Origin of the sequence: Pseudomonas sp. NPDC087336 (genome assembly GCF_044744285.1) — a bacterium.
Lineage (GTDB): Bacteria > Pseudomonadota > Gammaproteobacteria > Pseudomonadales > Pseudomonadaceae > Aquipseudomonas.
The window spans coordinates 31,457-56,282 of record NZ_JBIUYA010000035.1 but is presented as its reverse complement, the minus strand read 5'-3'; the positions used below and the strand labels follow the sequence as shown (position 1 = coordinate 56,282).

At 59.4% G+C, this 24,826-nt stretch carries 25 protein-coding genes; 20 read left to right on the top strand and 5 right to left on the bottom strand.

Annotation, left to right across the window (positions count from 1 at the left end; all coding sequences use genetic code 11):
• Positions 1-89 precede the first annotated feature (89 nt).
• Positions 90-1,184, bottom strand: a complete 1,095-nt coding sequence (gene apbC / locus ACIO0C_RS26580; protein WP_401316646.1) for an iron-sulfur cluster carrier protein ApbC — start codon at positions 1,182-1,184, stop codon at positions 90-92.
• A gap of 151 nt (positions 1,185-1,335) precedes the next feature.
• Between apbC and metG the strand changes: the two genes are divergently transcribed.
• The 8 genes from metG to ACIO0C_RS26540 all read left to right on the top strand — a co-directional run bounded on the left by metG (position 1,336) and on the right by ACIO0C_RS26540 (position 8,210).
• A complete protein-coding gene (gene metG, locus ACIO0C_RS26575; protein ID WP_401316644.1) occupies positions 1,336-3,387 on the top strand; it encodes a methionine--tRNA ligase in 2,052 nt (683 codons plus the stop codon).
• Positions 3,388-3,510: 123 nt separating this feature from the next.
• Positions 3,511-4,080: an electron transport complex protein RnfA gene (locus ACIO0C_RS26570; RefSeq protein ID WP_401316642.1), complete on the top strand. Its 570-nt coding sequence runs from the start codon at positions 3,511-3,513 to the stop codon at positions 4,078-4,080.
• On the top strand, positions 4,077-5,099 hold the full coding sequence (gene rsxB / locus ACIO0C_RS26565) for an electron transport complex subunit RsxB (protein WP_401316640.1): 1,023 nt from the start codon (positions 4,077-4,079) through the stop codon (positions 5,097-5,099). The genes ACIO0C_RS26570 and rsxB overlap by 4 nt, the downstream gene beginning before the upstream one ends.
• The gene (locus tag ACIO0C_RS26560) at positions 5,086-6,072 is read left to right on the top strand and encodes an RnfABCDGE type electron transport complex subunit D (protein WP_401316638.1); all 987 of its coding nucleotides are present in this window, start codon (positions 5,086-5,088) and stop codon (positions 6,070-6,072) included. The genes rsxB and ACIO0C_RS26560 overlap by 14 nt, the downstream gene beginning before the upstream one ends.
• Positions 6,069-6,680, top strand: coding sequence for an RnfABCDGE type electron transport complex subunit G (locus tag ACIO0C_RS26555; protein WP_401316635.1), 612 nt, complete (start codon positions 6,069-6,071; stop codon positions 6,678-6,680). Before ACIO0C_RS26560 ends, ACIO0C_RS26555 begins: the two co-directional genes overlap by 4 nt.
• Complete coding sequence (locus tag ACIO0C_RS26550; protein ID WP_401316633.1) at positions 6,673-7,260, top strand: Rnf-Nqr domain containing protein; 588 nt, start codon at positions 6,673-6,675, stop codon at positions 7,258-7,260. The genes ACIO0C_RS26555 and ACIO0C_RS26550 overlap by 8 nt, the downstream gene beginning before the upstream one ends.
• Positions 7,261-7,285: 25 nt before the next feature.
• The gene (nth, locus tag ACIO0C_RS26545) at positions 7,286-7,924 is read left to right on the top strand and encodes an endonuclease III (RefSeq protein WP_008057543.1); all 639 of its coding nucleotides are present in this window, start codon (positions 7,286-7,288) and stop codon (positions 7,922-7,924) included.
• A 106-nt stretch (positions 7,925-8,030) separates the two neighbouring features.
• Complete coding sequence (locus tag ACIO0C_RS26540; RefSeq protein ID WP_401316629.1) at positions 8,031-8,210, top strand: PA3496 family putative envelope integrity protein; 180 nt, start codon at positions 8,031-8,033, stop codon at positions 8,208-8,210.
• Positions 8,211-8,285: 75 nt separating this feature from the next.
• On the opposite strand, the gene ACIO0C_RS26535 is transcribed toward ACIO0C_RS26540, so the two are convergent.
• Positions 8,286-8,912 carry a response regulator transcription factor gene (locus ACIO0C_RS26535; protein ID WP_008057539.1) on the bottom strand — a complete coding sequence of 209 codons (627 nt, stop codon included), beginning with the start codon at positions 8,910-8,912 and terminating at the stop codon, positions 8,286-8,288.
• A 529-nt stretch (positions 8,913-9,441) separates the two neighbouring features.
• Here ACIO0C_RS26535 and ACIO0C_RS26530 point away from each other — a divergent pair.
• The gene (locus tag ACIO0C_RS26530) at positions 9,442-10,203 is read left to right on the top strand and encodes a hypothetical protein (protein WP_401316626.1); all 762 of its coding nucleotides are present in this window, start codon (positions 9,442-9,444) and stop codon (positions 10,201-10,203) included.
• A gap of 75 nt (positions 10,204-10,278) precedes the next feature.
• Here the strand turns inward: ACIO0C_RS26530 and ACIO0C_RS26525 are convergent, their stop codons facing one another.
• The gene (locus tag ACIO0C_RS26525) at positions 10,279-11,496 is read right to left on the bottom strand and encodes an argininosuccinate synthase (protein ID WP_020799894.1); all 1,218 of its coding nucleotides are present in this window, start codon (positions 11,494-11,496) and stop codon (positions 10,279-10,281) included.
• 129 nt (positions 11,497-11,625) lie between these two features.
• Entirely contained in the window at positions 11,626-12,531 is a 906-nt protein-coding gene (locus ACIO0C_RS26520; RefSeq protein ID WP_401316624.1) for an OmpA family protein, read from the bottom strand.
• A gap of 157 nt (positions 12,532-12,688) precedes the next feature.
• On the opposite strand from ACIO0C_RS26520, the gene pyrC reads away from it, so the two are divergent.
• Positions 12,689-13,735, top strand: coding sequence for a dihydroorotase (gene pyrC, locus ACIO0C_RS26515; protein ID WP_401316621.1), 1,047 nt, complete (start codon positions 12,689-12,691; stop codon positions 13,733-13,735).
• Positions 13,732-14,409, top strand: coding sequence for a ribonuclease T (gene rnt / locus ACIO0C_RS26510; RefSeq protein WP_008057533.1), 678 nt, complete (start codon positions 13,732-13,734; stop codon positions 14,407-14,409). Before pyrC ends, rnt begins: the two co-directional genes overlap by 4 nt.
• 175 nt (positions 14,410-14,584) lie before the next feature.
• Here rnt and ACIO0C_RS26505 read toward each other — a convergent pair whose 3' ends face one another.
• On the bottom strand, positions 14,585-15,187 hold the full coding sequence (locus tag ACIO0C_RS26505; RefSeq protein ID WP_008057532.1) for a peroxiredoxin: 603 nt from the start codon (positions 15,185-15,187) through the stop codon (positions 14,585-14,587).
• 305 nt (positions 15,188-15,492) lie between these two features.
• On the opposite strand from ACIO0C_RS26505, the gene ACIO0C_RS26500 reads away from it, so the two are divergent.
• The 9 genes from ACIO0C_RS26500 (at position 15,493) to ACIO0C_RS26460 (ending at position 24,754) form a co-directional block, all read left to right on the top strand.
• Entirely contained in the window at positions 15,493-15,711 is a 219-nt protein-coding gene (locus ACIO0C_RS26500; protein ID WP_007943567.1) for a bacterioferritin-associated ferredoxin, read from the top strand.
• Between the two features lie 198 nt (positions 15,712-15,909).
• The gene (gene bfr, locus ACIO0C_RS26495) at positions 15,910-16,386 is read left to right on the top strand and encodes a bacterioferritin (RefSeq protein WP_008057528.1); all 477 of its coding nucleotides are present in this window, start codon (positions 15,910-15,912) and stop codon (positions 16,384-16,386) included.
• Between the two features lie 201 nt (positions 16,387-16,587).
• Positions 16,588-17,490, top strand: coding sequence for a chemotaxis protein CheV (locus tag ACIO0C_RS26490; RefSeq protein WP_401316617.1), 903 nt, complete (start codon positions 16,588-16,590; stop codon positions 17,488-17,490).
• 27 nt (positions 17,491-17,517) lie between these two features.
• Positions 17,518-17,976: a GNAT family N-acetyltransferase gene (locus ACIO0C_RS26485; protein WP_401316672.1), complete on the top strand. Its 459-nt coding sequence runs from the start codon at positions 17,518-17,520 to the stop codon at positions 17,974-17,976.
• A gap of 59 nt (positions 17,977-18,035) precedes the next feature.
• On the top strand, positions 18,036-18,350 hold the full coding sequence (locus tag ACIO0C_RS26480) for a hypothetical protein (RefSeq protein WP_401316615.1): 315 nt from the start codon (positions 18,036-18,038) through the stop codon (positions 18,348-18,350).
• A 104-nt stretch (positions 18,351-18,454) separates the two neighbouring features.
• Positions 18,455-19,615 carry an efflux RND transporter periplasmic adaptor subunit gene (locus ACIO0C_RS26475; RefSeq protein WP_401316613.1) on the top strand — a complete coding sequence of 387 codons (1,161 nt, stop codon included), beginning with the start codon at positions 18,455-18,457 and terminating at the stop codon, positions 19,613-19,615.
• Positions 19,612-22,713 carry a multidrug efflux RND transporter permease subunit gene (locus ACIO0C_RS26470; RefSeq protein WP_401316611.1) on the top strand — a complete coding sequence of 1,034 codons (3,102 nt, stop codon included), beginning with the start codon at positions 19,612-19,614 and terminating at the stop codon, positions 22,711-22,713. Before ACIO0C_RS26475 ends, ACIO0C_RS26470 begins: the two co-directional genes overlap by 4 nt.
• A 9-nt stretch (positions 22,714-22,722) precedes the next feature.
• A complete protein-coding gene (locus tag ACIO0C_RS26465) occupies positions 22,723-23,400 on the top strand; it encodes a heavy metal response regulator transcription factor (RefSeq protein WP_401316608.1) in 678 nt (225 codons plus the stop codon).
• Entirely contained in the window at positions 23,390-24,754 is a 1,365-nt protein-coding gene (locus ACIO0C_RS26460) for a heavy metal sensor histidine kinase (protein WP_401316606.1), read from the top strand. Before ACIO0C_RS26465 ends, ACIO0C_RS26460 begins: the two co-directional genes overlap by 11 nt.
• The last annotated feature ends 72 nt before the right edge of the window (positions 24,755-24,826 follow it).

The following is a 24,826-nucleotide window of genomic DNA, read 5'->3' as shown; positions in this document are numbered from 1 at the left end:
GCGGTGGTTCAGTCAACAAATCTGTTGAATGTTAATCCGCATTCGCGAGCAAGCCCGCTCCCACAGGTACCGGCGTTATCCGGCAGATTTCAATCGTCGCTGATGGTGATGTTCGGCATTGCCGGCGTCGCGGCTTCCTGCAGCACGATCCGCGCGCCGACGTGGCGGGCCAGTTCCTGGTAAACCAAGGCAATCGGGCTGTCCGGCTCGGCGATCACCGTTGGCTTGCCGCCATCGGCCTGTTCGCGGATTGCCATCGCCAGCGGCAACGACGCCAGCAACTCGACGCCATACTGATTGGCCAGTTTCACACCGCCGCCCTCACCGAACAGATGCTCGGCATGCCCGCAGTTCGAGCAGATGTGCACGGCCATGTTTTCCACCACGCCCAACACCGGGATGTTGACCTTGCGGAACATCTCCACGCCCTTGCGTGCGTCCAGCAATGCCAGGTCCTGTGGCGTGGTCACAATCACCGCGCCGGCCACCGGGACTTTCTGTGCCAGGGTAAGCTGGATATCACCGGTGCCTGGCGGCATGTCGATGACCAGGTAATCCAGGTCGCCCCACGCGGTTTGCGTTACCAGTTGCAGCAATGCGCCGGAGACCATCGGCCCGCGCCAGACCATCGGCGTGTTGTCGTCGGTGAGGAACGCCATGGACATCACTTCGACGCCATGGGACTGGATCGGCACGAACCATTTCTGATCCTTGATCTGCGGCCGGGTGCCTTCGGCGATGCCGAACATGATGCCCTGGCTCGGACCGTAGATGTCCGCATCGAGAATCCCCACCTTGGCGCCTTCCCGGGCCAGGGCCAGCGCGAGGTTGGCGGCGGTGGTGGACTTGCCCACGCCGCCCTTGCCGGATGCCACGGCCACCACGTTCTTGACGTTGGCCAGGCCCGGGACCTGTGCCTGGGCCTTGTGCGCGGCGATCACACTGGTGATGTCGACGCGGGCAGTGCTGACACCGTCAAGGCCTTCAATGGCCATTTGCAGCATCTGCGCCCAACCGCTCTTGAACAGACCGGCGGCATAACCCAGTTCCAGCTGCACGCTGACGCGCTCGCCCTGGATCTCGATGTTGCGCACGCACCCGGCGCTGACCGGATCCTGGTTCAGATAGGGGTCGGTGTATTGGCGAAGGACGGCTTCCACCGCTGCGCGATTGACGGCGCTCATGGGCAACTCCGAAACAAGACTGGGAAAAGTTGGCGGTATCCTACCCCTTCTGTCTTCCGGACGGCATGCCCGGCAACGATTTGCAGGGGTGAAATATCTTTGCCGGCGCTTTATAGTGGCCGACCTCCGTTTCATCAAGTAGCCGAGCCCCATGTCCGAGCCACGCAAGATCCTCGTCACCAGCGCCCTGCCCTATGCCAATGGTTCGATCCACCTTGGCCACATGCTGGAGTACATCCAGACCGATATGTGGGTGCGCTTCCAGAAGCACCGCGGCAACCAATGCATTTATGTCTGCGCCGACGACGCCCACGGCTCGGCGATCATGCTGCGCGCAGAAAAGGAAGGCATCACCCCGGAACAACTGATCGCCAACGTCCAGGCTGAGCACAGCGCCGACTTTGCCGAGTTCCTGGTGGACTTCGACAATTTCCACTCCACTCACGCCGAAGAAAACCGTGAGCTGTCGAGCCAGATCTACCTGAAGCTGCGCGACGCCGGGCACATCGCCACGCGTTCGATCACCCAGTACTTCGACCCGGAAAAGAAAATGTTCCTGGCCGACCGCTTCATCAAGGGCACCTGCCCGAAATGCGGCACCGAAGACCAGTACGGCGACAACTGCGAAAAATGCGGCGCGACCTACGCACCGACCGACCTGAAGGATCCGAAGTCGGCGATCTCCGGCGCCACCCCGGTGCTCAAGGATTCCCAGCACTTCTTCTTCAAGCTGCCGGACTTCCAGGAAATGCTGCAATCCTGGACACGCAGCGGCACCCTGCAAGACGCCGTGGCCAACAAGATCGCCGAATGGCTGGATGCCGGCCTGCAACAGTGGGACATCTCCCGGGATGCGCCGTACTTCGGTTTTGAAATCCCCGACGAGCCGGGCAAATATTTCTACGTGTGGCTGGACGCACCAATCGGCTACATGGCCAGTTTCAAGAACCTCTGCGACCGCACGCCGGAGCTGGATTTCGACGCGTTCTGGGGCAAGGATTCCACCGCCGAGCTGTACCACTTCATCGGCAAGGACATCGTAAACTTCCACGCCCTGTTCTGGCCAGCGATGCTCGAAGGCGCGGGCTACCGCAAGCCGACCGGCATCAACGTACACGGCTACCTGACCGTCAACGGCCAGAAAATGTCCAAGTCCCGCGGTACCTTCATCAAGGCCCGGACCTACCTGGATCACCTGTCGCCGGAATACCTGCGCTACTACTACGCGGCCAAGCTGAGCCGTGGCGTCGACGACCTCGACCTGAACCTCGAAGACTTCGTGCAGAAGGTCAACTCCGACCTGGTCGGCAAAGTCGTCAACATCGCCAGCCGTTGCGCCGGGTTCATCAACAAGGGCAATGCCGGGGTGATGGTCGAGACCAACGCCGCGCCGGAGCTGACCGAAGCGTTCCTGGCCGCCGCGCCAAGCATCGCCGACGCCTATGAAGCCCGCGACTTCGCCCGCGCCATGCGCGAGATCATGGGCCTGGCCGACCGTGCCAACGCCTGGATCGCCGACAAAGCACCGTGGTCGCTGAACAAACAGGAAGGCAAGCAGGAAGAAGTCCAGGCCATCTGCGCCACCGGCGTCAACCTGTTCCGTCAACTGGTGATTTTCCTCAAACCGGTGCTGCCGCTGCTGGCCGCCGATGCCGAGGCGTTCCTCAACGTCGCGCCGCTGACCTGGAACGACCACGCGACCTTGCTCGCCAACCATCAGTTGAACGAGTTCAAGCCGCTGATGACCCGTATCGACCCGGTAAAAGTGCAGGCCATGACCGACGCCTCGAAAGAAGACCTGACCGCCAGCCAGACCGACACCGGCGAAGCTATACCTGCAGGTAATGGCGAACTGGCCAAGGATCCGCTGTCGCCGGAGATCGAGTTCGACACCTTTGCCGCAGTCGACCTGCGCGTTGCCCTGATCGTCAAGGCCGAGCACGTGGAGGGCGCCGACAAGCTGTTGCGCCTGACCCTGGACATCGGTGACGAGCAGCGCAACGTTTTCTCCGGGATCAAGAGCGCTTATCCAGACCCGTCCAAGCTCGATGGTCGCCTGACGATGATGATCGCCAACCTCAAGCCGCGCAAAATGAAGTTCGGGATTTCCGAGGGCATGGTGATGGCGGCCGGTCCTGGCGGTGAAGAAATCTACCTGCTCAGCCCTGACAGCGGCGCCAAGCCTGGTCAGCGGATCAAGTAAGCCAAGGCCGCAAACCGATCCCACAGTCGTGCCTGGCGCGACTGTGGGATTTTCATGTCTGGCCCATACTGTCTCTCAGGTCTGGCTCCTACAGGGGTTATCCAGCAGCGGATACGGACGATCATGACCGAAACACTGCTTACGCTTATCAGCACCGCCCTGCTCAACAACTTCGTGTTGCATTGGCCGCTGGGTGTCGATCCGCTGATGGCCAGCGAACGTCGCCAGGTCCATGCCTTGGGCGTCGCGACGACCTGCCTGATGCTGATCACGGGGGTGCTCGGTTATGCGTTCTATTATTGGCTGCTGGTGCCGCTGGAGTTGACGGCGCTGCGCCTGTTCGTGTTTCTGCCGTTGAGCGCGCTGCTGATCGGCCCGTTGTTGAAGCTGCTTGCACGGGTGTTTTCGACACTTTCCTTCGAGGGCCTCTGGCCGTTGCTGTTGTGCAATGCCGGGGTGCTTGGCGTGGCATTGCTCAACGTCCAGGAGGACCCGGGATTTTTTCACGCCACAGCCCTGAGCTTCGGTGCCGGGCTGGGCTTCTGGCTGGTACTGGGTCTGTTCAACGACCTGCGCCAGCGCACACTCGATAATGATGTGCCCCTGCCCTTTCGCGGCCTGCCGATCGACCTGATCAGTGCCGGCTTGATTGCAGTGGCCTTTCTCGGATTCAGCGGACTGATCAAAACATGAGTCTGATTCAACGCATCGACGCCCTCTTGCCGCAAACCCAATGCGGCAAGTGTGGCCACCCCGGATGCAAGCCGTACGCCGAAGGCATCGCCAGCGGTGAGCCGATCAACAAATGCCCGCCTGGCGGCAGTGAAACCATCAATGCCCTGGCCGAATTGTTGAACGTGCCGGTGCTGGAACTGGACGTCAGTCGCGGCTCAGCCCCGGCGCAGATCGCCTATATCCGTGAAGCGGAGTGCATTGGTTGCACTAAATGCATCCAGGCCTGTCCGGTGGATGCCATCGTCGGTGCGGCCAAGTTGATGCACACGGTCATCATCGACGAATGCACCGGTTGCGATCTCTGCGTGGCGCCCTGCCCGGTGGATTGCATCGAAATGCATCCGCTGCCCTTGAGCGGCGTGCTGCCGATAGTCGGTGGCCTGGCCTTCAGCCTGGAAGAGCAACGGGCCCGTGCCGCCAAGCGCAATCATGCACGGCGCCGTTTCGAGCAGCGCAACGCCCGCTTGCAGCGTGAAGAACAACAAAAAACTGCCGAGCGGGAAGCCCGTGCGAAACGGAGCGCCCAACCCAGCCCGGCACACGCAGATATTCCGCTCGACCCGGTACAGGCAGCCCTGGAACGCGTGCGCGCGCAGAAGGCGGCGAACGCCGATGAGGCCCTGAAAAAAGCCAAGGTCGACCTGGCGATGAGCCGGGCACAATTGAACAAGTCGCTCAAGGCCTTCGGTCATCCACCGACCTTCGAACAGCAATCGCAGCTGATTGTCCTGCAACAGCAGTTCGAAGCCGCCGAGCAAGCCTTGGCCCAACTGGAACGCGCTGCACCGCCGGCCCCTGCCCCCGTGGCGGCTCCAGCGAAGGACGCCGAACTGAAACGGGCAAAAATCCAGCTGGCCATGCGTCGCGCCGAACTGAAGAAAGCCCAGGCCAGTGCCGCACCCGTCGAGCAGATCGAAGCCCTGGAGCGCGCCCTGAGCGAAGCCGAACGCCAGGTGGATGCCCATGCCACCCCTTGAATCGGTTGATTTACGCCTGCAGCAGGCAATGAAACTGGTTCTGCTGGCGACGCTGCCAGGGATGTTGGTGTTGTTCTGGTTTTACGGCTGGGGGGTGTTGATCAACCTGATGCTGGCAGGCGCCAGTGCATTGGCCGCTGAAGCGGCAGTGCTGCGATTGCGCAAGCGCAACCTCAAGCCGACCTTGAGCGACGGCAGCGCCCTGGTCAGTGCCACGCTGCTGGCCCTGGCCTTGCCGCCCTATTGCCCCTGGTGGCTGACGGTCAGCGCTGCCGCGTTTGCCATGTTGCTCGGCAAGCACTTGTACGGCGGGGTCGGCAGCAATCCGTTCAACCCGGCGATGCTCGGTTTCGCCCTGGTGATGGTGACCTTTCCACAGCAGATGACCCATTGGCCCGCCTCCCATGGCATGGACCTGTGGGGAGGTGTGCAACAAGTGTTCGGCGTAGGCCAAGGCCCGGACGCCTGGGTGCGGGCGACGGCACTGGACAGCCTGCGGATCAACAAAAGCCTGACCATGGATGAGCTGTTCTCGGCGAATCCGGCCTTTGGTCAATTCGGTGGCCGTGGCGTGGAATGGGTCAACCTGGCCTTTCTCGCCGGCGGCGCGTTTTTGCTGCAACGACGCGTGTTCAGCTGGCATGCGCCAGTCGGTATGCTCGCCAGCCTGTTCGTCATCAGCCTGTTGTGCTGGAACGGTTCGGGCTCAGACTCCCACGGATCGCCGCTGTTTCACCTGCTCACCGGCGCCAGCATGCTAGGCGCTTTCTTCATCGTCACGGAACCGGTGTCCGGCGCAAAAAGCCCGGGTGCGCGATTGCTGTTTGGTGCAGGCGTGGGGTTGCTGACCTACCTTATTCGCACCTGGGGCGGCTACCCGGACGGCGTAGCCTTTGCCGTGCTGTTGATGAACCTCTGTGTACCGGCGCTGGAGCGGCTTGTCGCGGCCAGGCAGGAGCTGCGCGCACCATGAGCCGAGCGTCGAGTGCCGTTATCCTTGCATTGCTGGCTACCCTCGGGACTGGCCTGACCTATCTCGCGCAGCAGGGCAGCGCGCCACGAATTGCGGCTGAGCAGCGGCTGATCGACAGTCGCAACCTGCTCGACCTGCTGCCGCCCGACAGCTACGACAATCAACCGCTGGACCAACCCCTGAGCCTCGAAAATACCGTGCTGGCCAACAGCACGCTGCTGGCGGGTTACCGCGCAAGCAAGGCCGCCCGAGCCTATGCGGTGCTGCTGCGTAGCCAGACCCAGGGCTACGCGGGCACCATCGATTTGCTCATCGCCATCGATACCGAAGGCAGACTGTTGGGGGTCAAGACCCTCAAGCAAACGGAAACCCCCGGGCTCGGCGCACGCATCGCCGACTGGCCCAATGCCTGGCTTGAGGCTTTTTCCGGCAAATCACGAACCGATCCGGGTGACAACGGTTGGGCCTTGAAAAAGGACCAGGGGCAGTTCGACCAGATTGCGGGAGCGACCATTACCTCAAGAGCGGTGATCCAGGCCACCCATGACGCCTTGCGCTATTTCGATGAGCACCGGGCCTCACTGCTTGGGAGCCCTGCAGATGAATAAATCGTTGCGGTTACAGAACACCTTGATGCTCGTGCCGCTGATTGGCGCCACCGGCTCACTGGTGAATGCCCTGGGCCTGTGGTTGATGTTCATGGTGGTGACCAGTGCCTTTGCCCTCTGCATGAACGCCTTGCGCTCGCGCCTGCTCCCGGCGACCCACTTGCCAGCCAGCGTGCTGCTTGCCGCAACCTTGACCAGTTGCGCAGAACTCGGCGCGCAGGTCTGGTCGCTGCAATGGCATCAGCATGCCGGGATCTATGCCGGCTTGATCGCCTTGCAATGCGTCGTGCTGGAGCACAATGATTTCTTCCAGAGACCCTGGCGCGAGCGGTGGCGCTTCTGTGGCCTGTTCGGTTCATTGATGGTGGGCCTGGGCCTTCTGCGCGAACTCATTGGCTACGGGACAATCGGCAATCATCTGCCGTGGCTGGCCGCTGCGACGCACGCGGATTGGCAGGGCTGGGTGCTGACCGCTGACGGTGGCTTGCGCCTGGCCGCGCTGGCTCCTGGCGGCTTCATACTGCTGGGATTGCTGATCGCCGCCTGGCAAGCCTGGCACCGCACGCCACCCTCACACTGACCGCCTTCGAGGAAAACCACTGCACATGAACGCCGCAAAACGTCTGGAAATTTTCCGCAGGCTGCATGAAGACAATCCGGAACCGAAGACCGAACTGGCCTATTCCTCACCCTTTGAATTGCTGATTGCAGTGATTCTTTCGGCGCAATCGACCGATGTCGGTGTCAACAAGGCCACGGCAAAACTGTTTCCGGTTGCCAACACCCCGGCAGCGATTCATGCTCTGGGCGTCGAAGGATTGTCGGAATACATCAAGACCATCGGCCTGTACAACAGCAAGGCAAAAAACGTGATCGAGACTTGCCGCCTGCTGGTTGAGCGTCATGCCGGTGAAGTGCCACAGACCCGCGAGGAACTGGAAGCCTTGCCCGGCGTAGGCCGCAAGACCGCCAATGTGGTACTCAACACTGCATTTCGCCAATTGACGATGGCCGTGGACACCCACATTTTTCGGGTCAGCAACCGCACCGGCATCGCGCCCGGCAAGAATGTGGTGGAGGTCGAGAATAAATTGATGAAGTTCGTGCCCAAGGAGTACCTGCTCGACTCCCATCACTGGTTGATCCTTCACGGACGTTACGTTTGCCTGGCCCGCAAGCCTCGCTGCGGCAGTTGCCGGATCGAAGACTTGTGCGAATACAAGCACAAGACCTCGGACGATTGAGCCGCTATTGCGTTTATCGATTTATCGATTGAAAAAATCTTTTTTACCCATCGCAAGATTGTCGATATAAGGAGCCCCAAAGGCTTTCTTCGCCTGGAGTAACTAAATGAGCACTGGCAAAGAGCAATTGGACGTAGATGAGGACTTTACCGCCGCAGAGGCTGATGATGCCGAACCGGTGGCAGAAATTGCGAAAACCAACCTGAGCAAGCGCCGGACCATCGACAACCTGCTGGAGGAGCGCCGACTGCAAAAGCAATTGGCCGATTACGATTTTGACTTGTAAAACCTAAAAGCCTCCCGAAACGGAGGCTTTTTACCAAGTGTCGAGTCGCGATAAATGCCCGCCTGTCGCACTTCGTCATGCCAAGCCGTTACGTTGGGCCAGCTCGATCAGATCGACCAGCGAGCGCGCATTGAGTTTCAACAGCAGTCGGGTCTTGTAGGTACTGACGGTCTTGTTGCTGAGAAACATCCCATCGGCAATTTCTTTATTGGTCTTACCCCGGGCCAACTGCTGCAACACCATCATTTCCCGCCCTGACAGACGATCCACCATATCGGCTTCACTGGCGTTGCCAAGACTGGCACGCACTGTATGCAAGGCTTGATTGGGAAAGTAACTGTAGCCTGACAAGACAGCCTTTATCGCACTGAGCAACTCTGTGAGGTCCTGTTGTTTGCACACATATCCGGCGGCTCCGGACTGCATGCAGCGCATGGAGAAATGTCCAGGGGACTGGGAGGTCAATATCAGCACTTTCATCGGCATCGCAGCCGATGTCAGTCGTGCAATAACTTCCAGCCCATCCAGTTTCGGTATTCCAATATCCAGGATGACAATGTCCGGCATATATTCTCGGGCTAGTTGTAATGCATCCACGCCATTATCTGTTTCTGCAATGACTTCGTAGCCATGACGCTCCATCAGCATTCGTACCGCAAGACGAATGACGGGGTGATCATCCACAATCAGCACTTTATTCATGGGCAAGTCCAATTTCGCTGTTCGAATTTTTAGAGCCCGCACAATAGCCTAGTCGTTTCCCCCCTGGCATGTCGCTCCCCCCGGTCACTCGCACCAAGAGACATTCCCTACAAACATCAGAGATTTTTCTTACAAAAAACCCGAGAAATCACAGGACAGAAAACTTTTGTTGAGGTCTTGACTTTCCAATTGTAATTATTTTTTTTGTATCGACCTGCAACAAAATAATCAGTGAAATTCTGTTTTCAGACAGCGATCAGACATGTATTAACCCCATCAAAAAACAAAAAAACATTCGGATCATCAAATATCATCACTCACCCCGGAAATATCACACATAACTTATCTACTCACTCTTACAGCAAAAAACAACACATCACCGATCATAAGAGAACCACAAAAATTAAGAGCACCCATCTGACATCAAATCAATTGAAAAACAGAAACCCCAGGATGCCCAAGATCAGTTAGATGCATTAAATTCAAAACAAACAGGCATTAACCAACCCACAGACATAAAGAGAATAAAATGGACAGGCTCAAAAAAAGAATAAATAACCCCATGACGGTGATTGCAATATTCGCAACACTTTCTGAAACATCAGCGGCCGTTTCATTACCCTTCCTCGATGACGACGATAGAGACGTCTACATCTGGTTCCTGATCAGCTTTCCCTTTTATCTGCTGTTGCTGTTCTTCGCCACGCTCAACTTCAACTATCGATCGCTTTACGCCCCCTCCGACTTCGAAAAGGGAAAACATTTCATTAAAGTCATGGACGGTGTCGAGCAACCCGAGAACAGGAAGAGTAGAAAGTCCGCTGGCAAGACGTCAGACAGTGGCGGTCGATCCACTCGCCGTCCCTCCAAAGCACAAGACCCACCTTCAGACTCGTTCCATGGCGTCGCGCTTTCGGCGCTACACCGCGTACGCCTGCCTGAACGGCTCAGAGACCTGTATGTCGTGGATGCACGTGCGATGACAAGAAACGTCGAGTTCAGCCACTTGATGGAAAGCCTTCACAACGAACCGGGAAAAGCTGCGCGTGCAGTTGTTTTCCTCACCTGTACCGAGTCAGATTCAAAGCTGAAGGAAAGCGCGGCCACCCCTTCAAAACCCGCGAGGAAACGCTGCCGCACAACGTTCTGTGCTGCTTACAACTTGAGTTCACGGGGTTTGACGGTCATTGATCAACACTTGCCAATCGACTTACGGCAGCCCGTAGCGTTTGACGATCAATCAGAAGGGAAGGATGAGAGAGGTGATGGCAAAAACCAGGAAGAATGCTGAAACAGGCAAGATCCCCCTTTTCAAATGTGTGGCCCCGTCGATGACCGGGCCACACATTCCATTACATCAAAGGTCTCAGAACAGCTTGCGACCTTTGTTCGCCGCGATGCGCATGCGCAAGGCGTTGAGCTTGATGAAGCCCGCCGCGTCGGCCTGGTTGTACGCGCCGCCATCTTCTTCGAAGGTGGCAATGTTGGCGTCAAACAACGACTCGTCGGACTTGCGGCCGGTGACGATCACGTTGCCCTTGTACAGCTTCAGGCGCACAACGCCGTTCACGTGGGCCTGGGACGCATCGATCATCTGTTGCAGCATCAGACGCTCAGGGCTCCACCAGTAACCGGTGTAGATCAGGCTGGCGTACTTGGGCATCAGCTCGTCTTTAAGGTGAGCCACTTCGCGGTCCAGGGTGATCGATTCGATCGCACGGTGGGCGCGCAGCATGATGGTGCCGCCAGGGGTTTCGTAGCAGCCACGGGACTTCATGCCCACGTAACGGTTCTCGACGATGTCGAGGCGGCCGATACCGTGCTCGCCACCGATGCGGTTCAGGGTCGCCAGTACGGTGGCCGGGGTCATTTCGACGCCGTCCAGCGCGACGATGTCGCCGTTGCGGTAGGTCAGTTCCAGGTACTGCGGCTTGTCGGGAGCCTTCTCCGGGGAGACGGTCCAGCGCCACATGTCTTCTTCGTGCTCGGTCCAGGTGTCTTCCAGCACGCCGCCTTCATAGGAGATGTGCAGCAGGTTGGCATCCATCGAATACGGGGATTTTTTCTTGCCGTGACGCTCGATCGGGATGGCGTGCTTTTCAGCGTAATCCATCAGCTTCTCACGGGACAGCAGGTCCCATTCACGCCACGGAGCGATCACTTTCACACCTGGTTTCAAGGCGTAGGCACCCAGTTCGAAACGAACCTGGTCGTTACCCTTGCCGGTGGCGCCGTGGGAAATGGCGTCAGCGCCGGTTTCGTTGGCGATTTCGATCAGGCGTTTGGCGATCAACGGACGAGCGATGGAAGTACCCAGCAGGTACTCGCCTTCGTAAACGGTGTTGGCGCGGAACATCGGGAAAACGAAATCGCGCACGAACTCTTCGCGCAAGTCGTCGATGTAGATCTCTTTCACGCCCATGGCTTGAGCCTTGGCACGTGCAGGTTCGACCTCTTCGCCCTGACCCAGGTCAGCGGTGAAGGTCACCACTTCACAGTTATAAGTATCCTGCAGCCACTTGAGGATCACCGAAGTGTCCAGGCCGCCGGAATACGCCAGAACGACCTTGTTTACGTCCGCCATGCCATCACTCCACGGGGTTCTACGGAAAGCCGTCAAGTCTACCGCCCATACAGAATAATTTACAGTGGCGCGACAGCTTATGACGACGAAGCGACAGATTATGTCGAGAGCGCGACGATGACCTAAGGGTCAGGAAGTTGCCGAAGGGGCGGGCTTCGTCGCTTGAGGGGCCACCTGCTCCGCGGGGGCTCCCCGCTCCAGGCGTATCGCTACCCGGCGGTTTTTCGCTCGGTTAACGTTGCTGGTATTGGGTGCCAGCGGATAGCGCTCGCCATGGAAACGCAGGGTGATCTGCGATTCCTGGATGCCGTTGGCCTTGAAGAACTCCATCACCGCCAGCGCCCTTCGCCGTGACAGGTCACGGTTGGTCAGGCGGTTGCCGCTGTTATCGGAGTGGCCGTCCAGTTCGATGCGATTGACCGTCGGATCGGCCTTCATGTATTCCAGCATTACTTGCAACCTGGCCTTGGCGGCCCCGTCCAGATCGATGCCGCCTCCGGGGAAGCCGACCTGGGATTGCTTCACCTGATCGAAGTTCTGCGCAAGCAATTTGGCCACACAGCCCTGATAGTCGGCAAATGCCTTGTTGAACTTGACCGGCAGCAAGCGCACCTCCGACACCCGGCCATCGCCCGAGGAGTGCCGGACCACCGGACTGCGTCCATCCATCAGGCCGCTGATCAAGCGTCCGGCCTGGGCCTGCGAGCTGTTGAACAGAACATTGCCGCTGCCGATCCGCACCGTGCCCAGGTTGATATCACCGCGTCCCGGCTGCCAAGGGGCGGCGGCGGCCAACAAGGTGGCAGAACCGCCGCCCAGCATTGAGTTGTAGGCATTCAAACGAAACGTCGCCTGTTCACCTGCGCGCCGCACGAATTCACCCGAGCCGAAATCGGTGATCGGCTGAGTCAGCCGGCACTCGAATTTGTCGCCTTCGACCGTCCACTCGATGCTCTCCAGGCGGGTCTGGAAAGTGAGCGCCATGGCGGGAAGGCTGGCAAACACACTGAGCAAGGCTAAATAACGCTGGCGCACGGGAGGCTCCACTGGCTACTACGACAAAAAGACCGACACAGATGTTTACGGCATACCTGTTGGATATCGGAAGCTTCCCGTAAAACTTGATAGCGGGTGCCTGCAAGAGTCTTTTCCGGTAGCATTCCCTTGAGTTTGACCCGCCTGGAATCCCCTCATGTCCGACCGCCTGACCCTGCTGCGTCCCGACGACTGGCATATTCATCTTCGCGATGGTGCCGTGTTGACCAATACCGTCGCGGATGTTGCGCGCACCTTTGGCCGCGCCATCATCATGCCCAACCTGGTACCACCGGTGCGCAACGCGGCTGAAGCCGACGGCTATCGCCAGCGGATTCTCGCTGCCCGCCCGGCCGGCAGCCAGTTCGAACCGCTGATGGTCCTGTACCTCACCGACCGCACCCAGCCTGAAGAAATTCGCGAGGCCAAGGCCAGCGGTTTTATTCACGCCGCCAAGCTGTACCCGGCCGGCGCGACCACCAACTCGGACTCTGGCGTCACCAGCATCGACAAGATCTTCCCAACACTTGCGGCCATGGCCGAAGTCGGGATGCCTTTGTTGATCCACGGTGAAGTCACCCGCGGCGATGTCGATGTGTTCGACCGCGAAAAAATCTTCATCGATGAGCATATGCGTCGTGTAGTCGAGCGTTTCCCGACGCTCAAGGTGGTGTTTGAACACATCACCACCGCCGATGCCGTGCAGTTCGTCAACTCGGCGTCGGCCAACGTTGGCGCGACCATCACCGCGCATCACCTGCTGTACAACCGCAACCACATGCTGGTGGGCGGAATTCGGCCGCACTTCTACTGCTTGCCGATCCTCAAGCGCAACACGCACCAGGAAGCCTTGCTCGACGCCGCCACCAGCGGCAGCGAAAAGTTCTTCCTCGGCACCGACTCGGCGCCCCACGCCCAGCACGCCAAAGAGGCTGCTTGCGGCTGTGCCGGCTGCTACACCGCCTATGCGGCGATCGAGATGTACGCCGAAGCCTTCGAACAGCGCAACGCGCTGGACAAGCTCGAAGCTTTCGCCAGCCTCAATGGCCCGCGTTTCTATGGCCTGCCAGCCAACACCGATCGCATTACCCTGGTCCGTGAAGAATGGACCGCCCCGACCAGCCTGCCGTTTGGCGAGCTGACCGTTATCCCGCTGCGCGCCGGTGAAAAACTGCGCTGGCGCCTGCTGGAGGAACACGCGTGAGTGAAGACCATTTCGACGACGAACAGGAAGGTCAAGGCGGTGGCGGCGGTTCCCGTCATCCAATGGCCGCCCGGTTTCGTGGCTACCTGCCAGTTGTCGTCGACGTAGAAACCGGTGGTTTCAACTCGGCCACCGACGCCTTGCTGGAAATCGCTGCAACGACGATCGCCATGGATGAAAAGGGTTTTGTGTACCCCGATCACACCTACTTCTTCCGGGTCGAGCCTTTTGAAGGTGCGAACATCGAAGCGGCAGCCCTGGAGTTTACCGGGATCAAGCTCGATCACCCGCTGCGCATGGCCGTGAGTGAAGAAGCAGCGTTGAACGATATTTTCCGTGGCGTGCGCAAGGCGCTCAAGGCCAACGGCTGCAAACGGGCGATTCTGGTTGGGCACAACAGCAGCTTCGACCTGGGCTTCCTCAATGCCGCGGTCGCGCGCCTGGACATGAAGCGCAACCCGTTCCATCCATTCTCCAGTTTCGATACCGCGACGCTCGCCGGTCTGGCCTACGGTCAAACCGTGCTGGCCAAGGCTTGCCAGGCTGCGGACATCGACTTCGACGGTCGCGAGGCGCACTCGGCTCGCTACGACACAGAGAAGACCGCCGAGCTGTTCTGCGGCATCGTCAACCGCTGGAAACAAATGGGTGGTTGGGAAGATTTCGGCGATTGATCTGTTGTAGGAGCCAGGCTTGCCGGCGAAGAACGATGACCCGGTATTACAGATACACCGCGGCGCCTGGTTCGCGGGCAAGCCTCGCTCCTACACCCACAGATCCCACCCATAAAAAAACCGGCCTCTGAGGCCGGTTTTTTTGTACCTGCTTTTTATAGCAGGAGCGTGTGCCTTACAGCGCAGCAGCGTGCTCGGTCAGGTAAGCCGCAACGCCTTCTGGCGAAGCGTTCATGCCTTTGTCGCCTTTTTTCCAGTTGGCAGGGCAAACTTCACCGTGCTCTTCGTGGAATTGCAGGGCGTCGACCAGACGCAGCAGCTCTTCCATGTTACGGCCCAGCGGCAGGTCGTTGATGATCTGCGAGCGGACAACGCCTTTGTCGTCGATCAGGAATGCGCCACGGAACGCCACGCCGTCAGCGGACTGAACGTCGTAGGCCTTCATGATTTCCTGCTTGATGTCGGCAGCCATGGTGTAACGAACTGCGCCGATACCACCATCGTTTACCGGGGTGTTGCGCCAGGCGTTGTGGGTGAAGTGCGAGTCGATCGACACCGCGACCACTTCAACGTTGCGCGCCTTGAACTCGGACATGCGGTTGTCCAGAGCGATCAGCTCCGACGGGCATACGAAGGTGAAGTCCAGCGGGTAGAAGAACACCAGGCCGTATTTGCCTTTGATGGCCGACGACAGGGTGAAGCTGTCCACGATTTCGCCATTGCCGAGTACGGCCGGTACGGTGAAGTCAGGGGCTTGTTTGCCTACGAGTACGCTCATTGGATATCTCCTGGTGTAGAAGCGTTAAGAACAAGGTTTGCATCAGCCTGCCACCCTCGGGCGACAGCCCTGTGACACGAACCCGTTTCGAAAAGACCGGCCATCATACACTGCGTTTTTGGCCTGTCCGTAACGGTTTCTCCCGCAGGCGTAAAAAAGGACGAAGGGTATTTCGGTTTACGGCGCAGGGTCGACCAACCGTTCGTCAGGCCTGTCAAAAAGCGCTCTCAAAGCACTTTGACAATCATTCTCGTTAACATTAAGATCCATCGCATTCGAGACATAAACAGCGACGGTTTTCACTTATGTATGTTTGCCTCTGCACTGGCGTCACCGACGGCCAAATCCGCGATGCGATCTATGAAGGATGCTGCAGCTACAAGGAAGTGCGCCAGGCCACCGGCGTTGCCAGTCAATGCGGCAAATGTGCCTGCCTTGCAAAGGAAGTGGTCCGAGAGACCCTGACCAAATTGCAATCGGCCCAGGCTGCGATTCCTTTTCCAGTTGAATTTACTGCCGCATAACTACCGTATTTCAAAGAACCGGACTCATGTCCGGTTTTTTTATGCCTTAAAATCAATTGTTTAGGCTCTAGACGCGGAACACAAACATTCTTATTCCGATTAATTTTCATATATTATTCAATAACTTAGGTTTGACACTCTTAGTTGTGCGGCTCAAACTCTGCCTTATAGACAGCTAATACAGGGCAGGACCCCATCATGAAAGGCGACGTTACAGTCATCCAGCATCTCAACAAGATCCTTGCCAATGAGCTGGTCGCGATCAATCAGTACTTCCTGCATGCACGCATGTACGAAGATTGGGGTCTGAACAAGCTCGGCAAGCACGAATACCACGAATCCATCGACGAGATGAAGCACGCGGACAAGCTGATCAAGCGCATCCTGTTCCTCGAAGGCCTTCCGAACGTCCAGGACCTGGGCAAGCTGCAGATCGGCGAGCACACCCAGGAAATGATCGAGTGCGACCTGCGAATCGAGAAGACCGGCCATGCCGATCTGAAAGTGGCGATCGCCCATTGCGAAAAAGTGGGCGACTTCGGCAGCCGTGAACTGCTTGAAGATATCCTCGAGTCCGAAGAAGAACATATCGACTGGCTGGAAACCCAACTGGGCCTGATCGACAAGATCGGAATCGAGAACTACCTGCAATCGCAGATGGGCGACGACGAGTAAGTTCTACCCAACCGTCTTGATGTAATACAAGGGCTCCGCTCTCTTTTAAAGAGGCGGGGCTTTTTTGTTTCAATTTGCAAGGATCTGGACCGGCCCAGGCCATTTTTCCTAAAGCCTGCCCCCGACACGTCGATAACCTGGCATCGATAGCCGTGGGTGATCCACTGATCGCCTCACCACCTTTTTCCACAGAAGGTTTTTATGTCCTCCACCAAAGCCCGCGCAGATTCACTTTCGCTTCTGCTGTTTACCTTGCGCAGCGGCAAGCTGATGGCGATCAACCTGCTCAAAGTCAGTGAAATCATCCCGTGCCCGCCACTGACCAAACTCCCCGAATCGCACCCTCACGTCAAAGGTATCGCCACCCTGCGCGGCGCCTCGCTGTCGGTGATCGACCTCAGCCGCGCCATTGGTGAGCGCCCGTTGGAAGATCCTGACGGTGGGTGCCTGATCGTCACTGACGTCAGCCGCTCCAAGCAAGGCTTGCATGTACAGGCGGTGAGCAAGATCGTGCACTGCCTGACCACCGACATCCGTCCGCCGCCCTTCGGCTCGGGCGGTTCGCGCTCGTACATCACCGGCGTCACCTCGGTCGACGGCACCCTGGTACAGGTGCTGGACATCGAAAAGGTCATCCATGGCATCGCCCCGGTACCCATCGACATGGCGCCGACCGAGCTCAGCATGGAAGATGCAGAAATACTGGGCAGCGCTCGTATCCTGGTGGTCGATGACAGTCAGGTCGCGCTGCAACAATCGGTGCACACCTTGCGCAACCTGGGCCTGCAATGCCATACGGCCCGCAGCGCCAAGGAGGCCATCGACTGCCTGCTGGATCTGCAGGGTACCGCCCAGCAAATCAATCTGATCGTCTCCGATATCGAAATGTCCGAAATGGACGGCTACGCCTTCACCCGCACCCTGCGTGAAACCCCGGACTTCGCGCACCTCTACGTGCTGCTGCATACATCCCTGGACAGTGCGATGAACAGCGAAAAGGCACGACTTGCGGGGGCGAATGCGGTACTGACCAAGTTCTCTTCGCCGGAGCTGACCAAGTACCTGATCGACGCGGCCAAGGCTGTGGCCGAACAAGGTCATTGAGTCTTGAGCGAGCCATTCTGCTTTCTCATGCGGCGCAGTCTCGCCGAAGCTGTGCCCGCCCCCACCTGGCCTCAAGGGATCGTCCTGACCGGGTATCGTCCAGACCTGGCAGGAGAGGTTCATCGCTTGTTGGAACTGGGTCACTCCCAAGGAGGCGGCCGCGTCCCGGCTCTGGATGTGTGGCAACAGCGATTTGAAACCGATCCTGAATATGATCCGGCATTGTGCTTCATCACCCTGGATGCCCAGGGTATCGCGGGTGTATGTCAGTGCTGGACCAGCGCCTACATCAAGGATCTGGTGGTGCATCCGCGAGCCCAAGGCCACGGCTTGGGGCGAGCGTTGCTGCACAATGCCTTCAAGGTGTTTCAGATGCGGCGTGAAGGGTATGTCGATTTGAAAGTGCTGGAAGGCAACGTTCGCGCACGGCGGCTGTATGAAAGCGCTGGGATGCATGTAGTCCGCCGGGAACCGGTGCCGGTCTGACCCAGACCTTCAGGCATACTCAGGCCTTGGCCCACACCCGCCCAAGGACCCCTGCCCCCATGAAAGCTGTCACCCTGACCTTCGTTTGCCTCACAGCCTTCGCAACCCAGGCAATAGCCTCCAGCCCGGACGCCTGGGCCGCCTTCGACAAAGCCGTACTCGCCAGTTGCACCAAGGCCAGTGGCCTGGCGAATGCCAAACCCGTCGGCAATGCCGCGCAGTTCGATGATCGGGTCGGCTACACCGCCCTGCTGCTGCAAGGCCAGTACCCGCAAAAGCACATGAAAGGCCGGCAAGGTACTGAACTGTGCCTCTACAACAAGAAAAGCAAAACAGCCTACGTGACCGAGTGGGACTCCATTCGACCAAACTGACACGGCTGTCAGTCAGCAGTCACTTTCCTGACCGGGTCACAGGGATATAACGTAGTAGTTAAAGCTGCGCACACTTTCATCTTCCGACCCGGCGCCCCACTCGCATGCGAACCCAGAAAAAAACCGTCGTTCTTGCAGCCTTTCTGATCGTGCTGGTAGCGCTGGGTGCGTGGTACCTGGTCAAACCCTCCGCGGCCAGGGTGGCAGCACCGACCGCCATTCCGGTGCGCGTGGTCAACGTGGTCGAAAAAGACGTGCCCCGCTACGTCAGCGGCATCGGTTCAGTGCTGTCGCTGCACAGCGTGGTGGTCCGGCCGCAAATCGACGGCATCCTCACCAGGATCCTGGTCAAGGAAGGCCAGCTGGTGAGCAAAGGCGACCTGCTGGCCACTATCGACGATCGATCGATCCGCGCCAGCCTGGACCAGGCCAGGGCGCAACTGGGCGAAAGCCAGGCGCAACTGCAAGTGGCCCAGGTCAACCTCAAGCGCTACAAACTGTTGAGCGTCGACGACGGCGTGTCCAAACAGACCTACGACCAGCAACAAGCACTGGTCAACCAGCTCAAGGCCACGGCTCAAGGCAACCAGGCTTCGATTGACGCGGCCCAGGTGCAGTTGTCGTACACGCAGATTCGTTCCCCCGTCAGTGGCCGCGTCGGCATTCGTACGGTGGATGAAGGTAACTTCCTGCGCATGACTGACACCCAAGGCCTGTTCACGGTGACCCAGATCGACCCTATCGCCGTGGAGTTCTCCCTGCCGCAGCAAATGCTGCCAACCCTGCAAGGCCTGATCAGCGATCCACAACACGCCAAGGTCAAGGCCTATATCGGTGCCGACACCGACGGCGAAACCGGCAACCTGCTGGGTGAAGGCCACTTGACCCTGATCGACAACCAGATCAACGCCAACACCGGCACCATCCGCGCCAAAGCCGAATTCAACAATCCCGGGCAAAAACTCTGGCCCGGCCTGCTGGTGACGGTAAAGATTCAGACAGCGCTGGATAAAGATGCGCTGGTCGTACCGCCCACCGTCGTACAGCGTGGCCTCGACCAGCACTTCGTCTATCGGGTAAACGGTAACAAGGTTGAAACCGTGACGGTGCAGATGGTTTACCAAGGCAGCGGCCAGAGCATCATCAAAGGTGTGAAACCTGGTGACGTGCTGGTCAGCGACGGTCAGTCGCGGCTCAAGCCCGGTGCCACCGTGCAGGTGCTCACCGAACCGCCGCAGGTCGTGGGATCGGAGCCGGCGCCATGAAAGGCCACGGCTCGGTATCCGCCTGGTGCATCGACCACCCGGTAGCGACGATTCTGCTGACGTTTTCCCTGGTCCTGCTGGGGGCGATCGCCTTCCCGCGCCTGTCCATCGCGCCGCTTCCGCAAGCAGAATTTCCGACGATACAGGTGGCCGCCCAACTGCCTGGTGCCAGCCCGGAAACCATGGCGTCATCGGTGGCCACGCCCCTTGAAGTGCAATTCAGCGCCATTCCCGGCGTGACGCAAATGACCTCGAGCAGCGCCCTGGGCTCAACCAACCTGACCCTGCAATTCACCCTCGACAAAAGCATCGATACCGCCGCCCAGGAAGTCCAGGCCGCCATCAACACCGCGGCAGGAAAACTGCCCAAGGACATGCCGAACCTGCCGACCTGGCGCAAGGTCAATCCGGCCGACAGCCCCGTGCTGATCCTCAGCGTCAACTCGTCCCTGATGCCGGGCCCGGAGCTCAGCGACCTGGTAGAAACCCTGTTGTCCCGTCAGATCAGTCAGATCGACGGTGTAGGCCAGGTCGTTATCACCGGCCAGCAACGTCCGGCGATTCGTGTCCAGGTCTCGGCGGACAAACTCGCAGCCATCGGCCTGACCCTGGCCGATATTCGCCTGGCAATCCAGCAGACCAGCCTCAACCTGGCCAAAGGTGCGCTGTATGGGGAATCGAGCATCTCGACCCTGTCCACCAACGACCAGTTGTTCCATCCCGAGGAATACAACCAACTGATCGTTTCCTACAAGGACGGCGCTCCGGTTCATCTAAGGGATGTCGCCAAAGTCGTCAACGGCTCGGAAGATGCCTACGTCCAGGCTTGGGCGGGCTCACAACCGGGCGTCAACCTGGTGATCTTCCGCCAGCCGGGGGCCAATATCGTCGAGACCGTGGACCGGATTCAGGCGGCGCTTCCGGGCCTGGAAGGGATGCTGCCGGCTTCGGTGCAGGTCAAGACGCTGATCGACCGCACACAGACTATCCGTGCTTCGCTGCATGAAGTGGAAATCACCCTGCTGATCGCAATCATGCTGGTGGTGGCGGTGATGGCGTTGTTCCTGCGCCAGCTGTCGGCAACCCTGATCGTGTCGGCAGTACTGGGGGTTTCACTGATCGCCAGTTTTGCATTGATGTACGTGATGGGCTTCAGCCTGAACAACCTGACGCTGGTGGCGATCGTGGTGGCCGTGGGGTTTGTGGTCGACGATGCGATTGTGGTGGTGGAAAACATTCACCGCCACCTGGAGGCTGGCGACGACATGCGCGAGGCCGCGATCAAGGGTGCCGGAGAAATCGGCTTCACGGTGGTATCGATCAGTTTCTCGCTGGTCGCGGCGTTCATTCCGCTGTTGTTCATGGGCGGCGTGGTCGGTCGCCTGTTCAAGGAGTTTGCCCTGACCGCCACCTCCACCATCATGATTTCGGTGGTCGTGTCGCTGACGTTGGCGCCCACTTTGGCAGCGCTGTTCATGCGCGCGCCGGTGCATCACGCCCACGACAAGCCCGGCTTTGGCGAACGCCTGCTCGCGCTGTACGAAAAAGGCCTGCGCCGCGCGCTCGCTCACCAGAAGTTGATGATCGGCGTATTCGGTCTGTCGCTGGCCCTGGCCGTCGCCGGTTACATTTTTATTCCCAAGGGCTTCTTCCCGATCCAGGACACCGGGTTCGTCCTCGGCACAACCGAAGCGGCCGCCGATATTTCCTACGGCGACATGGTGAAAAAACACTTGGCGATGGCTGAAATCGTCGCTGCCGACCCCGCCGTCGAGACCTTCTCGCACTCAGTCGGGGTGTCGGGCAGCAACCAGACCATCGCCAACGGCCGCTTCTGGATCGCCTTGAAAAAACGCGGGGACCGCGATGTTTCAGCCAGCGAATTCATCGACCGTATTCGCCCGCAATTGATGAAGGTACCGGGCATCGTCCTGTACCTGCGCGCCGGGCAAGACATCAACCTCAGCTCCGGCCCGAGCCGGGCCCAGTACCAATACGTGCTCAAGAGCAACGACGGTGCGGTCCTGAGCACCTGGACCCAGCGCCTGACGGAAAAACTGCGCGGCAACCCGGCCTTCCGCGACATTTCCAACGACCTGCAACTGGGCGGCAGCATCACCCACATCAGCATTGACCGCAGCGCCGCGGCACGCTTTGGCCTGACCGCCAGCGATGTCGACGAAGCGCTGTACGACGCCTTTGGCCAGCGCCAGATCAACGAATTCCAGACCCAGATCAATCAGTACAACGTGATCCTGGAGTTGGACACACGGCAACGCGGCAAGGCCGAAAGCCTCAACTACTTCTACCTGCGCTCGCCCCTGAGCGGGGAAATGGTGCCGCTGTCGGCCCTGGCGAAATTCGATGCGCCCACGGTGGGACCGCTGTCCATCGCCCATGACGGCATGTTCCCGGCCGCCAACCTTTCGTTCAACCTGGCACCTGGTGTGGCGCTGGGCGATGCGGTGATCATGCTCAACCAGGCCAAGGTCGACATCGGCATGCCAACGGCCATCAGCGGTAACTTCCAGGGCGCGGCCCAGGCGTTCCAGAGTTCGCTGGCCAGCCAGCCATGGTTGATCCTGGCGGCGCTGGTGGCGGTGTACATCATTCTCGGCGTGCTCTACGAGAGCTTCGTCCACCCGCTGACGATCATCTCGACACTGCCCTCGGCCGGGCTGGGCGCGGTGATCATGCTGTGGATCTGCGGCCAGGATTTTTCGATCATGGCGCTGATCGGGCTGGTGTTGCTGATCGGCATCGTGAAGAAAAACGGCATCCTGATGATCGACTTCGCCCTCGACGCGCAGCGCAAGGGTGGCCTGGCGCCGCAAGAAGCGATCTACCAGGCGTGCCTCACGCGGTTCCGGCCGATCATCATGACCACCCTCGCCGCCCTGCTCGGCGCCCTGCCGCTGATGCTCGGCTACGGCACCGGTGCCGAACTGCGCCAACCCCTGGGGATCGCCGTGGTCGGCGGCCTGCTGGTGAGCCAGGCACTGACGCTGTTCACCACGCCGGTCATATACTTGTGGCTGGAGCGGCTGTTTCATCGACCTAAACCTACAGCGCTGCCGGCGCTGGCGACCACAGACTGAGGCGGGGTCATGCGCGTCCTGATTATCGAAGACGAAGAAAAAACCGCAGACTATCTGTACCGCGGCCTGACGGAACAGGGTTACACCGTGGACCTGGCCCGCGATGGCGTGGAAGGCCTGCACCTGGCGCTGGAAAGCGACTACGCGGTGATCGTCCTCGATGTCATGCTGCCGGGCCTGGACGGCTTCGGCGTATTGCGCGCCTTGCGTGCGCGCAAGCAAACCCCGGTGATCATGCTCACCGCCCGCGAACGGGTCGAAGACCGCATCAAGGGCCTGCGCGATGGTGCCGACGACTACCTGGGCAAACCGTTTTCCTTCCTTGAACTGGTGGCACGCCTGCAGGCGCTGACCCGGCGTAGCGGTGGCCACGAACCGGTGCAAGTGAGCATCGCCGACCTGTGGATAGACTTGATCAGCCGCAAGGCCACCCGTGGCGGCACGCGCCTGGACCTGACCGCCAAGGAGTTCTCGCTGCTCAGTGTGCTGGCCCGGCGCCAGGGTGAAATCCTGTCGAAAACAGCGATTGCCGAAATGGTCTGGGACATCAATTTCGACAGCGACGCCAACGTGGTCGAAGTCGCGATCAAGCGCCTGCGGGCCAAGCTCGACGGGCCGTTCGAAGAGAAACTGCTGCACACCATCCGTGGCATGGGTTATGTGCTGGAGAGCCGTGGTGTCCAGTAATTCGATTGCGCTGCGCCTGAGCGGGATGTTCACGCTGGTGGCGCTCTTGGTGTTCTTGTTGATCGGTTGGGCGCTCTACCAACAGGTTGACAAAGGTTTGGGGTTGTTGCCCGAAGCGGAACTCGACGCGCGCTACAGCGTGCTCGAATCCACCGTCGGCCGCTACGGCACGCCCGAACACTGGGTGAAGATCAACAACAAGCTCAAGCTGCTCGGCGAAGAAGACAAGCGCATCAGTTTCTGGATCGTCAGCGGCGATCCGCACTACGAATACGGCAATCCGACACCGACCATCCGTGCCTTCGCCCAGGGACCGCTGGGCACACGCGACATGCAATTGGCGGATCACCCCTACCCGCTGAAAGTGCTGGTCAGCCAATTCCCGGCCAAGGATCAGCGCCCGCCCTTGCGCTTCATGATCGGTATCGATACCGAAACGTTTTACCATACCCAGCACCAGTTGCTGATCGCCCTGATCAGCCTGGCGGTTATCGGCGTGTTGATGGCCTCGGCGCTGGGCTACTGGGTGGCGCGGATCGGGCTCAAGCCGTTGATCAAGCTGTCTCAGGAAGCCCAGCGCCTGGCCCCGCCTTTGCGTTCAGGCCGCTTGCGGATGTCATCGCTGCCCCCGGAGCTGAACCAGTTCGTCGATTCGTTCAACTCGACACTGGAGCGGGTCGAACAGGCCTACTCGCGCCTGGAATCGTTCAACGCCGATGTTGCCCATGAACTGCGCTCGCCGCTGACCAACCTGATCGGCCAGACCCAGGTCGCCCTCACACGTGGACGTTCGGCAGAGCACTATTTCGAGGTGCTGCAATCGAACCTTGAAGAGCTTGAGCGACTGCGCTCGATCATCAATGACATGCTGTTCCTGGCCAGCGCCGACCAGGGCAGCAAGGCCACCAAACTGACCTCCACCTCGCTGGCGGAAGAAGTGGCCACGACCCTGGAATACCTGGATTTCATTCTCGAGGATGCCCAGGTACAGGTTCAGGTCAGCGGCGATGCCCTGGTACGAATCGAGATCGCCCACCTGCGCCGGGCCTTGATCAACCTGCTGAACAACGCCGTGCAGCACACCGGCCCCGGGCAAGTCATAGAGGTGCGAATCGAAGCAGGCGAGCACCAGGTCAGCATCGGTGTCTCGAACCCGGGCGGACCGATTTCCAGCGAACATTTGCCGCGCCTGTTCGAACGCTTCTACCGGGTCGATGCCTCGCGCAGCAACAGTGGCAACAACCACGGGTTGGGCCTGGCCATCGTCAAGGCGATCGCACTGATGCATGGCGGGGATGTGTTCGTGCGCAGCGACCATGGCATGAACACCTTTGGCATGCATTTGCCTGTCTGACTGGCCGCAATTGATCATAACCTTCACCCCGACATCGACCCCGTAGGAGCCAGGCTTGCCGGCGAAGGGGTC